Raw genomic sequence first — 13,698 nt, forward strand, 5'->3', positions numbered from 1 at the left:
ATCCTCTCTGCCAGGTGCGGCTTTGCCGGACAATCTGAGCTCTTTTCTCCAGTTGTAGAGCGTGGTTACCGTTATTCCGGTTTCCTGAGATAATCTAGGAATGGATATGTTTTCCGGTGGCATCATTCTGCTCTGGATAGCCTCTTTTTGCTCTTTGCTGTACTTAGCCATATGTCGCACCTCCAGGGGGTCTCGCTTGATTTTTCAAACTATTGTATCATGCGACATCTATTTTGATATGTAGTGTGGCTGCTATCAGATAAATACGGAATAATGCTGTTCTTTAGACCTTTCCTGTCAGTGTTTTTTTTATAAAATAAAAGTGCCGTGCAATACATAAGATATTGTTTTTAATTAAAAAAAGAAACATTTTTTGATGGATAGGAATTGAGCTAAGGTACTTGTTTTTGTGCCATTCGGGGTATCTTTTTATCCTTTGTTCTAGATATTTGCTCAGACTTGAACTCGTTTCTTTTGTTAGCTTTGACATCATTGATTGATATAGTATTTTTTGAATGAATAAAAATTCAACCTCTTTGGGGTAGTCTTGAAGCAGCTCTTCCTCCACTATTCTAAAAGCTGAAGCACTCTCATCTTTTTGTGTGGAATGTATGGAATGTGTAAGCGAATCTCCGCGTTGAAAGTAACCATAGAGTGCTTTTTGAAGATATCCAAAGTCAAGACACTTTGAAATAGCTAATTTATTGAATACAAAATCTTCATGACGCATTGTAGGAGGAAATTTGACTTGATTGTCTGTTATGATGCTTTTTCTGTATAATTTACCACAAACTCCTCCTGATGAGAGTGCTATTGCTATCTCCTTGGAGATGATAACTTCATTTTTAAAGGGAAGAGTTTTGAGGTATGTTTTTTTTTGTTTTTTACTGATAGTGCATCGAAAAACAGGCAGTCTATCGGTTTAGTGGCTATTATTTTATTTAATTTTTCTATGGCATTACTGGTCAGTGTGTCATCAGAATCAAGAAAAAGAATGAACTCTCCTTTTGCACTTTTTATCCCTAAGTTTCTAGCTCCACCTGGACCTATATTTTGGGGGGATGCTAGTATCTGGACTTTTTCTTTGTTTTTTAATTTAAATTCTTTTATTAGATGTAGTGTGCTGTCATTAGAGTTGTCATCTACAAAAACGATCTCAAAGTTCTGGTCTGTCTGCATTTGAAGACTTTTTATTGTGTTTAATAAAAAACGCTCTGAGTTGTGTGTCGGTATTATGATTGATATCATGACTTAGACTTTCCGAATTGGGCTATCCCCTTAGTTATTTCTGTTGTAGGGGAGTATCTTATTATTTTTTTGGCTTTCCTAACATCCGCCCAGGTCTGTGGCACATCTCCCGGTTGGGTTGGCTGTCTGTCTATGATGGCCTTTATCCCCAGGGTCTGCTCTATAGCCTCTATCATCTCCGCCAGGCTCACTGTTTTGTTGTTGCCCAGGTTTATGACTTCGTAGAGGGTTTTATCGTAGTCCATGGCGGATCTTATGCCCTTTACTATGTCCTCTACGTAGGTATAGTCTCTTCTGGTGCTTCCGTCTCCGTAAACCGGTATTGGCTTGCCCTCTTTTATGAGCTTTGTGAATTTATGTATAGCAAGGTCAGGCCTCTGTCTCGGTCCGTAGACGGTGAAAAACCTGAGTGCTAAAAATCTTATGCCGTAGAGATGGCTGTAGACGTGTCCCATTAGCTCTCCGCTTACTTTGGTCGAGGCGTAGGGGCTTATAGGCATCAGTACGTGATCGTCCTCGCTCCACGGTACGTTAGGATTTATGCCGTAGACGCTGGAGGACGATGCGAACACGAATTGCTTTATATTCCTCTCTTTGGCGAACTCGAGCATGTTCTGTGTCCCTGTTACGTTTACCTCCTGATATCCTACAGGATCCTGTATGGAGGGCCTTACCCCCGCCTTGGCGGCCAGATGGACTATTACGTCGTAGCTGTCGTTCAGCTTCTCCCTCAGGCCCGGCAGGTTACGGATGTCCTCCTCCACCAGACGATATTTTGGGTTATCTCTGTGAGGGGCTATGTTGGACAGCTTGATCGATTTGTCGTAAAAGGGGTCGAAGTTGTCCACTACGGTGACTTTCCAGCCCTGATCCATGAGCAGGTCCACCAGATGGCTTCCGATGAACCCCGCTCCCCCTGTGACTAGACAGTGTTTCGTCACAGAACACACCTCCCTATGCCGTGATAGACGAATCCCATGGCGTTCATCTGCTCCGGGTTATACTGGTTCCTTCCGTCGAAGATGACGTCTCCTGCCATTAGCTCTTTCATCCTATCGAACTCGGGACGACGGAAGGGAAGCCATTCGGTCAGGAGGAGGAGACCATCGGCGTTTTCCAGTGCCTGATAGTTGTCCTCGCAGTAGATTATACTGTCGGTCTTTGGAAGCTCGGCTTTTGCGTTTTCCTGTCCCACCGGGTCGTAGGCCCTTACGGTGGCCCCTTTTTCCAACAGCCAGGGTATTATGTCCAAAGCGGGGGCTTCTCTAACGTCGTCGGTGTTAGGTTTAAAGCTCAAGCCCCATACCGCCAAGGTCTTTCCCGTAAGGTCGCCGTCGTAGTGGTTTAATACCTTCTGATAGAACCACTCTCTCTGGGTTTTGTTTATCTCCTCCACCGACTCCAGAAGGGTCATAGGGCTTTGGTTTTCTATGCCCGAGTGGATAAGGGCCTTTACGTCTTTAGGGAAGCAGGATCCGCCGTATCCCACACCGGGGTAGAGGAATGCCGAGCCGATTCGGCTGTCGCTTCCCATACCGTGACGCACCTGGTCTATGTCCGCTCCGACTTTCTCGCAGAACCTTGCTAGCTGGTTCATGAAGCTGATCCTGGTGGCAAGCATAGAGTTGGAGGCGTATTTGGTCAGCTCCGCAGAGGGTATGGACATGGATATTATCCTGTTTTCCCTCATGCAGAAAGGGGAGAAAAGCTCTTTCAGAAGCTCGGCTGTTCTGCTGTTTTGGGTTCCTACGACGATACGGTCGGGTTTCATGAAGTCATCTATGGCCGACCCCTCTTTGAGGAACTCCGGGCAGAAGGCCACGTCGAAGTCCAGATCCTTACGATCTCTGGAGGCGATCTCCTGGGATATGTGACCGGCGATTTTCTCCGTTGTCCCTACGGGAATGGTGGATTTTGCCACGACGATTTTGTAGTTTTCCATGGAGGCCCCGATCTGTTTTGCGGCGTTGAATACGTAGGATAGATCGGCGGAGCCGTCCTCCCCAGGAGGGGTTCCAACAGCTATAAATACGAACAGACTGTCATCCAAAGCCTCTTTAAGGTCGGTGGTGAACTGAAGCCTTCCCTGCTTTACGTTTCTGGCGACTATGTCCTCCAGCCCTGGCTCGTATATTGGGATCTCTCCGTTTTGGAGCTTCTCTATCTTCCTCTGGTCCACGTCCACACACCAGACGTGGTTTCCAACCTCCGCCAGGCAGGTTCCGGTGACGAGACCTACATATCCTGTTCCTATCATGCATATGCGCATACTTTATTTAACCTCCGATTTTTTTAATGACACAGGTATTGTGTACATAGCCCTTTTCCCCTCAAAGACTCCATCTACACATATAGCATCACCCCTACGATTCCATCGAGGATGTAAATCGCATCTGACGTCGTTGTCATATTTGAATGGGTTATACATGGATGCAATCTCTTTATACGTACCTGCTGTAGGCTCCAATACCATTACTTTAGATGTCCTAGTTCTGTCTGGGTATGTGTCTGTTATTACCATCGATCTGTCTGGAGAATAGCTAGGATGTCCATCCCACACGAGAGTAGGCCATAAATGCTTGTAGTTATGGGTCTTGTCTTCAAGAAGGAAGTAACCGTCGACTTTATTCTTTCTTAAATATCCCAATATAAAATTATCGTCTTTCCATGTGCAATGTGAAATCATGTCATCATCACTTAGATTAAAAAGATCGCTACCATCTATGTTAGCGGTTAGAAGCCTAGAATATTTTCGTCCTTTGTTTATCCAGCGGTGTATAAACATAAACCTATTCCCACTTGGGGAAATTGATAAATGATTTACTTTGTGCTCTGCTCCAATCATTTCATCTCTTTTGTCGATATTCATTAGGTCTTTATATGTAAAAATTCCCTTCATCTTTTTTGTGCTTATGTCTACAGACCATATGCAAAAACCGTCGGGTATTAGTTTCTTTGCGGTTACATCAGGTTTGTTTATGTATCCATATCCAGGGCGTAATCTGTTCAATCTATAGAAATCAAGCGTTAGGGCGGTTTTGCCATCTTGCGATATAGAGTAAATAGGGGCTGGTATTACTTCCTCTTCTTTTGATTTTACGTTTAGGATGACAGAGCAAGGACGCTTATCTCTGAATGTGTTGAATATAATCTTGCTACTGAAGTCTGGTCCAAGCCATTGAAGCATACATCCTTGCTGCACGTTCCAAGAGGTTGTCGAAGCAATTGTAGTGCTTTTGTCGTCTTTTGAATCTACTATGACTATCTCAGATTGGACGTCAGAGGCAGGATAGCGATGTGTGTCGACTGTTTTTAGGGATAACAAATAACGGTCTGTGGCATCCCAGGGGGATTTGTCGTAATAGCCAAAAAAATACTCGAAATCGTCACCAGGGGTAACACGTTTTACACTTCCGTTAACTTTGCATTTTTTAGGCGAGAGGAGGATCGATGTTATTTGATAAAGCCTCTTTAGACCTTTTTTTATCTTGGGGTTTTTATTTAGAGCAGCACTTAGCTTGCTCTCTGCTTTTTTTAGCTTTTTAATCATTCACTTTGTCACCTCTTCTATTGGCTACGCCTTTATTATCTAAGATTGCCGTATCCCCACTCCCTTATACTGTGGGGTAGCATTCTGAAGATGATAGCAATAACTTTTAATGCGTTTAGTTTTGGTGACCAAGTGTTATACGAAAATCTTGCTTTTACTTGTCGCATGATCCTGCTTTTTTCTGATCGTTTTTTTATCATGTTATCCGTTCGAAAAAGCAGTAAGGGTAGAGGTAAGTTCGCTATCTTGACATTGTTTTTAAGCGCCCTTCCCCACAGTTCTAGGTCCTGATCTGATTTAAAGTTTTCGGAGTACATGCCTGTTTTGCTGAATACACTTCGTCTAAATACAACAGTTGGGTGTATCAGTGGATTCCTAAAGTGAAACCAAGCCTCAATATCTTTTTGTGCAGTTGGCATTTTTTTGAGAAATAAATCTTTTTGGTTTTTGTAGTTACCGTTTTTGAACTCAAGGGCCCAAGACCCTAAAATATCCACACAGGGATTTTTTTCCATATAAGAGATTTGTAGCTCAATTCTTTGAGGTAGTGCAATATCGTCGGAGTCCATTCTGGCGTAGTATTTAGTTTTTGTCTGTGCAATGGACCTGTTTAGACTGTATGCGAGTCCACAGTTTTTTTTGTTTACTATGAGAGTCATGTTGTTAGATTCAAGGTATTTTTTTATGATTCTAGCTTTCGACTCAGAGACTTCTCCGTCTTGAATAAGATGGATTTCTGAAGGGGTAACGGTTTGGTTGAGTATCGATTTTATAGCCTGCTCAAGATGATTGTTAGGCACTCCTTCGTGAAAAGGTATGCCTAGAGTCACCATCGCACTCAATTCTGCTTTTCTCATCTCGCTCCCCTCATTCCCAACATGGTCTCAACGGTCTTCAGGCCGATCTGGAGGTTTAGCAGTAGCGACCTGTTCTTTACGTAGTAAAGGTCGTATTCCAGTTTCTTTCTGGTTTCCGTTACGTCTGCTGCGTAGGTGAAGTTTATCTGGGCCCAGCCTGTTATGCCAGGTCTTATTCTGTGACGATATTCGTAGAACGGTATCTCTTCTCTGAAGCTCTTTACGAACTCCGGTTGCTCTGGTCTTGGGCCTATAAGGCTCATAGAGCCTGTGAGTACGTCCCAGAACTGAGGCAGTTCGTCCAGTCTTGTTTTCCTTATGAACCTGCCAACTTTGGTTATTCTGCTCTGCTCCTGGTTTGCGAAGGCCGCTTCTTGGGGTTTTTCCTTGGTCATGCTTCTGAACTTGTGCAAGGTGTAGATCCTGCCGTCTTTTCCGATTCTCCGTTGGGTAAAGATAACCGGAAAGCCCGAGGAGGCCGCTACAGCTATGGCCGTGGGGATCATGAGTATCATTCCTACCGTCATTCCCACAAGCCCTGCCAGTATGTCGCTGATCCTCTGAGGTTTGTCGTTTATCTCCCTGCTGAGACATATATGGTAGTAGTCCGAGTATTCCATGAGAAGCTCATGGGGAATTCTGCCTAGATACTTTTCCGCCAGTTCCGGGAGAAAGATGGTTTCGATGCCTTTGTGTCGGAGGGCGGATATCAGGGAGGTCTGTCCTTCCTCCGAGGAGAAGGAGCTGTCCGCCAGTATGATGATCTGGGTCTGCCCTTTTAGGTTTATTGCTTCCTGTATGGATTTTTCGTTAGGCTCGCAGTAGGCCACCGGAAGTAGCTTCCTGACGAGTTTTTCCGAGATCTCCATCATAATAGGGTGCCACTTTGCCTTTTGGCCGACTATAATCGCCCTCTTGCAGGGCAGGAGATATCTGAGGCCCTTAGATATTATCCATCTGGCTAGGCTCGCTATCGATGCAAAGCCCAGCCAGATGGTCGCAAACTCAATTTTGGAAAGTATTCGGAGGTAGTTAGGGACGGTGTAGAGGGTTCCTATTCCCACCAGGATGACCGCTACCGACGATCCTATGAAGACCCTGAACATAGACTCTCCTTTTCGGCTTTGAGATAACGACTCAAAGTCGTAGCACCGGCAGGCGTAGAGAGAGAGTATTATAGCCACCAGCAACGTCCCCCACTGGATTGGGTGGCTAAGTATCTGGGTTAATGTCGTAGAGCCTACGGTTGCCACCAGAAGAAATGTTATTCCGTCCAGGGCGAGAAGGCCCCACTTCACAAAAGCTATGTACTTTGCCACCACAAACACTCCTTGTCTAGCTTTTTTTGCCGCCGAATATCCTCAGGCTCCTCTTCAACTCGTCCATCTTTGCCTTTCTCTCCGGGTCCGACTGGGCGTTGGAGGCGAACTCCTTCAGGAAGGCTCCGAACACCCCTATAAATCCTCCAAGCACCGTGGCGAGGACGACTATCAGCTTTTTCTTTGGTTTGTCCTTCAGCTCCGGTGTTTCCGCCTTGCTCAGCACCTGGACCACGCTTGGCTCCTGGGCCTCGGAGATTCTGGCGCTTTCGTACTGTTTTAGGAGCATTCCGTAGAGTGTTTCGTGGAACTTGAGGTCTCTCATTAGCCTCAAATATTCCAGCCCTGCGTCGGGCAGGTCCTTCAGGGATATGTCCGATGGCGAGGTGGAGCCCGTGCTGGCCTCCATCCTCTGGAGCTGCTGTCTAAGGCTCGATAGCTCCGCCTGTAGCTGTTTTACCCTAGGGTTGTTGGCTGTGGCGAAGGTTTGGGTGGACCTCAGCTCAACCTCTTTTGCCGTAACCTGGGCTCTTAGCTTTGTCAGGCTCTCCACCACCGCCGAGGCCTGGTCTCCGACGTTCAGTATGCCCGTCCTTATCTGATATTCCGACAGCTTTTGCTCCGACGCCAGCAGGTTGAGCTGAGACTCTTTGACCTGCTCTTCCAGGAACAGCCTCTGTTGGGATGCCTGACTAAAGGCCAGGCTCTGCATGATGGTCTGGAGCTGATCCACGTAGCTGTTGGCTATGGCAGCTGCCATGTCCGGCGAAGTGTCGGATACCGAGATGGTTATTATTCCGCTCTTTGCGTCGGCTGTGGCGGAGGTCGCCCCTGACAGGCTGTTCCTGATGTCGGTCCTGAGTATCTTTTTGCCCTCTCCCTCGCCGTCACCCTCAGGAGACAGGGCCTTGACTATTGGGGAGATTATGTTCCCCAGGGTCTCCTTTACCGTCTCTACCGCTGGGTGAGAGGGTTTCGGCTGTCGGTTCATCAGGTCGAATTGGTCTATCACTTTGTCCAGCACCGGACGGCTTTTGGTTATGGCTACCAGTAGGTCGCTGGGGGTCTTCACCCCCATCATTCCTGCGGCGAAGTCGGGAACTCCCATCTGGGCCAGTGCCGCCATGGCCCCTGATCCTCCGCTTTGTGGTGGGATCACCTGGGTGTCCGCCTTGTAGATAGGTGTGGCTACCAGTGCGTAGACTATTGACAGCAGGGCGAAGATAGTGGTGGTCTTTATTATAAACCCCTTCCTCCTGGCGAGAACCAGGAGGAGGTCTAGGAGGTCTATTTCGTCCTCGTCGTAGTAGGGGTCCTGTCTTTCTATGGGTTTGTCTTCCATTCGAGCTGTCCTCTCTATTTGTTGATAGTGTTGTCTATGAGGGCTATGGACAGGGCGGTTTTTGAGATCATGTCTATAAGGTCTCTGGTATTTCTTGCCCCTATGCCGCTCATTATCTTCTGGGGAACCACTATGGCGTCCCCTTCTTCCACTATGGCGGGCCTGTTTTTGAAGTAGGCCTGGACGGTGCTGCCGTCCGCCCTCAGGATGTAGGTTTTCTTCCAGTTGGCGTATGGTGCATAGCCCCCCGCCTGTTTTACGTAGGTGCTGAAGGGCTGGTTAGGCCTGTAGATAAGGTTGGTCGCCCTCTGGACCATCCCCAGTACGTGGACGGTGTTTGGCCTGGTGGGGATTATCAGCTTGTCTCCCTCGATCATCTCTATGTCGTAGGGGGTGGCTTTGAGCATCGCCACCGTTTCGGGCAATTTTATCACAATTCGCCCTGTTGCCTTCAGTCCCTGGACGCTTTTTAGGAAGTCGTTTTGCATCTGTATCTGGCTCTGGGCCGCACTGGTGGTGTCGGCGGTGGTCGCGCTTCTCATGGCGCTCATGGCGGCCATGGAGAGATCCTGTCTAAGTCTGCTAACGGTCTCGTTTATGTGCTCCTGCTGTCTTCGTCTTTCGCTTTCTCTGGTGAAGATGGCTCCCCTTCTGAAGGCTTTGGATGTGAAGCCTCCCGCCCTTTCCAGGACGCTGGAGAGGGTCTCACCTTTTTTGATGGTGTAGGTTCCCGGGTAGACCACCTCGCCCTGAATGTTGACGGTCCTGTAGAGGTCCCATTCGGGGACGTTTCTTATGAATATGTAGTCGTTTATCTGGAGGGCGATGTTGTCCTGTATCGAGCCCTCCAGGGCTTTTTTGACGTTTACCTCTATGTGTTCGGTGATCGGTCCCTGCTGGGTGACTTTGACCCTGGTGATCTCCGCCCTGTCCGAGGCCATGTAGAGGATTCCTCCGGCCCTTTGAATGACGTCCGCCAGTTTTGTGGAGCCCGCGTCGATGGCGAACTGTCCCGGCTGGGCCACCGCTCCTGTTATGTTGATCATGGCCTGGGCCACAGGGACGGGGTAGATCCGCACCAGGTCGCCGTTTTGGAGGGCTATGCCTCCCTGGGCTTTAGGGTCTAGGTTGACGATGTCTCCCTCAAAGGTGATTCGCCTTTGGTTGTCCTGAAACCTCTCTATCTGCACCCTGCCTTTGTAGGCCCTCTGGGTGAGCCCTCCCGCCATGTTAATCAGCTCCGAGAGGGAGAGAGAGTCGCCTTTCATCTCGTAGACCGCAGGGGTTCTGATGTCTCCCGTTATGGCCGCCAGCTTGCCTACCGTCGGTATGAAGAGGACGTCTCCTGCCATGACTCGGACGTCGTTGGCTTTGTTGCCGTGCATAAGCAGGTCGTAGGCGTCGAAGGTGGTGATGACCTTTCCCCCTCGTTTGAGCTGGATCTTTCTCATTGACCCCGAGTCCGACGGGCCTCCCGAGGCGAGGAGGACGTTCATCACAGTGGAGAGGGACGACACGGTGTAGGCCCCTGGCCGTCTGGCGTTGCCAGTGACGTAGACCGTTATAGAGTGGAGCCTGCCCATGGTGACGTTTATGTCGAAGTCGTTTAAGAACCGGGCGTAGGCCTTCTCTATGGCATTTTGGAGCTGGCCGAAGGTGAGTCCCGCCGCTCCCACCACCCCTGCGACAGGCAGGGATACCGAGCCGTTTCGGTCTACGGTGACGGAGAAGTGTCTTTCCTCAAGGCCCCAGACCGATATCCTTATCTCGTCTCCCGGGCCGACGACGTAGTCCGGCCCGACTGGCACGTCCTGGACCGGTGCGAAGGTGGAGGGGGTTCCTCTAAAGAAGGCAGCTCCGTACCGAGGAAGGCGGGTGGTGAATCGGTTTCTCGCTCCACCTGCCAGGAAGTCGTCTATTTCCTCTCCTCCCTCAGGGGCCTGGATCCCTTCTTGCTGTCCTTCCTGCTTTCCTTCCGGGCCTTCGGCTTCATCGCCCTCTTGGCCTTCTTGTTGGCCCTCCGGTGTTTGGCCTTCTGGTGCCGATCCCTGAGCGGGAGCAGGGCCCCCTTCCGCCACTACCGGTGCCGCCAGTGCCTGCATCGCCGCTATGCTCGGGCCGGTTTCGGCGGCGGCATAGTTTGAAAGGGCCATGGTTATGGCCAGTGCTACAATAGGTAAGAACTTTTTTCGTCTCACGAGGCTATCCCTCCAGGGTGTATTTTTGCTATATCGGTATTTTTTTAAGTGACCGTCCGATTATATGCTCTATCCATGGAGATTTCCATAGCAGGTTGTGAATCCAGTTTGTTTTTTTTGCTGTAGAGCTCTTTTTTTGTGTCTTACCCTCTTGATATTCCAGCCGGAACAGGGTATATTCTAAGCGTCGCGTCGTTTTAATTCAAACTGGAAAGTATATTCTCACGGAGGTGTTGTTGTATGAAGAAATATCTTTTAGCTTTAGCTGTTGTAATAGCCATGGCCGGTGTGGCTGTGGCGAATGTCTATGATGATCCTCATAACCCGGCCAGTGCGGATTCCGATGTTGATGTCAAGATTGATTCCACGATTGTCGTGACTTCAGCCGATTTTGCAGGGGATCAGAGTGTGTCTATGGACTTTGGGGCCATGATTCTTGATGCTTCTTTTGATTCTGTAGTTGTGAGTTTTGACAAAACTACTGTTCGTAGGGACTCTTCTTCTGACGTTACAGCGGTTGCTGTGTTTACCGTAAGTGCTGATAGTGCGCAGGCTAAATCGGCGGACAAGCTTTCTTTTACTATAAAGAATGTGGATACTAATAAGTTCACCTCTGCTTACATGAGAGCCAAGAGCAGTGATAGCTTTGTTTCCGGTGGAACTACTTACCCCATAGTCAGTGGCGAGTGGCATGGCGCTCCAGTTGTTTCTCTGGATATCCTGACTTCTAGGGACGCTAAGATTACCGTTAACAAGCCCGGAAACTTCTTTTCTGAGAATCCTATCGTTCTTGCCAAGACGACCCCTGTCCATACTGGCGGTTCCTCTTCCTCCGGCTGTAACGTAGGCTTCGCTCCTATGGCCCTTCTTCTCGGCCTGCCTCTGTTCTTCCTCAAGAAGTAAAAAATAAACCGACACGCGACGTCGCAGCCCCCCGCTAGGGGGGCTTTTTTGGTATCCTATGCCTACATCGCTTATAGCTTGGGAGGAATGTCATGTGAGACGGGCCGCTGCTCTTTTTGCCCTTTGTTGTTGTTTAGTTTCTGTGCCTGGGTGGGCCCTTTCCCCTTCCGGCTGGGGAGGGACCGGGCTTTGGGAGTATCCCACCGCCGAGGTTCCTGGAGACGGCAGGGGATGGTTTGGAAGGGCCAGAAACGATCCTTACGCCCCTTATTATTTCACCATAGGATTGTTGCCCTGGATGGAGTTCAACGTCAGGTTGACCGAGATGAGGAGCGTCGTTATACCCACCGAGGTCTGGGACTACTTCGTCGATAAGGCCATAGACCTTAAGTTTTTGCTGTACAGCCAGGACGGCTGGATCCCCAGCTTTTCCGTCGGGGCCACCGATATCTCGGGCACTAAGGTTACCGATGCTAAATATGCCGTGGCCACGTGGAAGTTGGAGGATTTTGCCCTCTCTATGGGGTATGGCACAGACCGATTTAACGGTTTTTTTGGAGGGGTCAGCTGGCAGATTCTGGATTGGTTGGAGTTTAAGGCGGAGTACAGCCCTATGGATTACACCGGAGATATGGGGGGAGGAACCAGAATCTTGAAAGAGAACCCCTCATCAAAGGTCAACTACGGTGCGGTGGCGACGTGGAACGACCTGAGCGTCTCCCTCAGTCGCCAAAGGGGGGATCAATGGTGTTGGAACTTTTCCTACGCCTTCGACGTCAACAAGCCCCTTTTCGGCGGTAAGAAGAGCCCCGTCGCAAAACCCGAGGACGGCAAGGTCATAGCCTGGGAGGAAACTACCCCGGAGGATATGTCTTTGAACCTTGTGGAGGCTATTGGGAGCTCCATAGGGGTTAGGGACGTCAACATCTTAGTGGGAGATAAAAAGGTTCTGATCGCCTACGAGAATATAGGATACAGCTCTCAGGCCGAGGCCCTGACCAGGGTTATGGTTATGGCCTCCTGGCTTGTCCCTTGGGACGCCGATACGGTGTCCTTCGTTCCCAGGGTCAGAGGGGTTCCGGTGGTTCGGGTGGACGTGCCAGGTTCTCAGTTGGGATTGATCCGACTGGGAGAGCTTAATCGCCACGATCGGAGGTCCGCCGCCATTCGATGGGCCACAGGAAGCAGGCTTTCCGTCGATCCCGATGAGGACTGGGAGTTTTTCCGCAAGCCCGGGAAAACATTACACAAGGGCCAAAACGATTTTAAGATTATGCTGACCGCCGATCTCCGGGTGGACCGAAAGACCACCAAGCCTTTCTTTATGTCCCGTTGGAGCGTGGACTACGTCTACGACTGGAGGAGCTCCCAGGGATTGGCCGCCCATCTGGACGTGAGGCAGCCGATCTCCAACACCATAGACCAGTGGTTTGAGTCGGAGGTAAACGACGAGACCCGGATATGGAAAGGCGTTTTGAGCTACATTCACCGCTTCGGCGAGGGGCTTTACGCCGTGGCCGAGGTGGGCTGGCTGGACGATATGTGGTTTGGGGCCAACGTCTGGGGCCGGTGGTACGGTAAGGACGGCTCCTGGTGGCTTGGAGGACGATACAGCTTCCTACACGAGAGAGATCCCTACAGCTTTGCTGGCCTGTCCAAAAATCAGCTGTGGATATCCCAGCCCACCGATATCCCCTACGACGGCGAGTGGTGGTCCTCCTGGTGGGCTCAGGCAAACTATACCGTCATGCCCTACGACCTTAACCTGACCGCCGAATACGGTAAGTTTATAGACGGCGATATGGGCTATAACCTCCAGATGACCAGAAACTGGGATGACTTGGCTCTGGGGCTCTACTATCGGGTTACGGACAACAAGATCCCCGGGGAGAACTACACAAAGACCGGTGCGGTTGTGTCAATTCCCGCCGATGCCTGGTGGGGAACCGACAGTGCCCAGTATTGGAAAGAGGATATGAGGATAAATTCCGCTTGGATATACTTAGGAGGCCGTATGCCTGGGTCCTGGAAGACCCCGGAGGATCTGTTGGGACAGCTTCGTCCTGAGGTGCTGGGGATAAACCTCTACAATGCCCTCGACGATTATGGGCGGGCCCTCAGAGGCAAAGAGGGCTTTCACGACTCTAACCTTAGGGTCTACAGCCTTTACGACTACGTCACAGGCTACTATCGGGTCAAAGAAGACGGTGCTTTGCTGGGGGTAAAATAGAGCCAAAAGGTCCTTTTCGTATTTTGGAATAATCTCCCTCTTCTGCTATCA

Annotated in this window: 11 protein-coding genes; 2 read left to right on the forward strand and 9 right to left on the reverse strand. The window is 49.6% G+C overall.

The features are described 5' to 3' along the window. From B9Y55_RS13700 to B9Y55_RS02735, 9 genes are all read right to left on the reverse strand, one after another. Window positions 1–171: transposase (locus B9Y55_RS13700; protein WP_407641438.1), on the reverse strand; the 171-nt coding region annotated here is incomplete at its 3' end. A 645-nt stretch (window positions 172–816) separates the two neighbouring features. Beyond that, window positions 817–1,248, reverse strand: a complete 432-nt coding sequence (locus B9Y55_RS02700) for a glycosyltransferase family 2 protein (protein WP_085543821.1) — start codon at window positions 1,246–1,248, stop codon at window positions 817–819. Further along, a complete protein-coding gene (locus tag B9Y55_RS02705; RefSeq protein ID WP_085543822.1) occupies window positions 1,245–2,189 on the reverse strand; it encodes a GDP-mannose 4,6-dehydratase in 945 nt (314 codons plus the stop codon). Before B9Y55_RS02705 ends, B9Y55_RS02700 begins: the two co-directional genes overlap by 4 nt. After that, window positions 2,186–3,505: a UDP-glucose dehydrogenase family protein gene (locus B9Y55_RS02710; RefSeq protein ID WP_234986109.1), complete on the reverse strand. Its 1,320-nt coding sequence runs from the start codon at window positions 3,503–3,505 to the stop codon at window positions 2,186–2,188. Before B9Y55_RS02710 ends, B9Y55_RS02705 begins: the two co-directional genes overlap by 4 nt. Before the next feature lie 15 nt (window positions 3,506–3,520). Further along, window positions 3,521–4,798, reverse strand: coding sequence for a hypothetical protein (locus B9Y55_RS02715; protein WP_085543824.1), 1,278 nt, complete (start codon window positions 4,796–4,798; stop codon window positions 3,521–3,523). 35 nt (window positions 4,799–4,833) lie between these two features. Then, window positions 4,834–5,655 (reverse strand): glycosyltransferase, encoded by an 822-nt coding sequence (locus tag B9Y55_RS02720; RefSeq protein WP_085543825.1) that lies wholly within the window; start codon window positions 5,653–5,655, stop codon window positions 4,834–4,836. Next, window positions 5,652–6,974, reverse strand: a complete 1,323-nt coding sequence (locus tag B9Y55_RS02725) for a sugar transferase (RefSeq protein ID WP_085543826.1) — start codon at window positions 6,972–6,974, stop codon at window positions 5,652–5,654. Before B9Y55_RS02725 ends, B9Y55_RS02720 begins: the two co-directional genes overlap by 4 nt. 16 nt (window positions 6,975–6,990) lie before the next feature. Continuing rightward, window positions 6,991–8,316, reverse strand: coding sequence for a GumC family protein (locus tag B9Y55_RS02730; protein ID WP_085543827.1), 1,326 nt, complete (start codon window positions 8,314–8,316; stop codon window positions 6,991–6,993). A gap of 14 nt (window positions 8,317–8,330) precedes the next feature. After that, window positions 8,331–10,514 (reverse strand): SLBB domain-containing protein, encoded by a 2,184-nt coding sequence (locus B9Y55_RS02735; protein ID WP_234986110.1) that lies wholly within the window; start codon window positions 10,512–10,514, stop codon window positions 8,331–8,333. 240 nt (window positions 10,515–10,754) lie between these two features. On the opposite strand from B9Y55_RS02735, the gene B9Y55_RS02740 reads away from it, so the two are divergent. Continuing rightward, complete coding sequence (locus B9Y55_RS02740; protein ID WP_085543828.1) at window positions 10,755–11,417, forward strand: Synerg-CTERM sorting domain-containing protein; 663 nt, start codon at window positions 10,755–10,757, stop codon at window positions 11,415–11,417. Window positions 11,418–11,511: 94 nt separating this feature from the next. Further along, the gene (locus tag B9Y55_RS02745) at window positions 11,512–13,647 is read left to right on the forward strand and encodes a YjbH domain-containing protein (RefSeq protein WP_159448207.1); all 2,136 of its coding nucleotides are present in this window, start codon (window positions 11,512–11,514) and stop codon (window positions 13,645–13,647) included. Window positions 13,648–13,698: the final 51 nt, after the last annotated feature.

Origin of the sequence: Dethiosulfovibrio salsuginis (assembly GCF_900177735.1) — a bacterium.
In the GTDB taxonomy this organism is placed as follows: domain Bacteria; phylum Synergistota; class Synergistia; order Synergistales; family Dethiosulfovibrionaceae; genus Dethiosulfovibrio; species Dethiosulfovibrio salsuginis.

Coding starts and splice junctions, on each gene's coding strand:
- B9Y55_RS02700 (WP_085543821.1), bottom strand. CDS start 1,248: ATGATATCAATCATAATACCGACACACAACTCAGAGCGTTTTTTATTA.
- B9Y55_RS02710 (WP_234986109.1), bottom strand. CDS start 3,505: ATGATAGGAACAGGATATGTAGGTCTCGTCACCGGAACCTGCCTGGCG.
- B9Y55_RS02715 (WP_085543824.1), bottom strand. CDS start 4,798: ATGATTAAAAAGCTAAAAAAAGCAGAGAGCAAGCTAAGTGCTGCTCTA.
- B9Y55_RS02720 (WP_085543825.1), bottom strand. CDS start 5,655: ATGAGAAAAGCAGAATTGAGTGCGATGGTGACTCTAGGCATACCTTTT.
- B9Y55_RS02730 (WP_085543827.1), bottom strand. CDS start 8,316: ATGGAAGACAAACCCATAGAAAGACAGGACCCCTACTACGACGAGGAC.
- B9Y55_RS02740 (WP_085543828.1), top strand. CDS start 10,755: ATGAAGAAATATCTTTTAGCTTTAGCTGTTGTAATAGCCATGGCCGGT.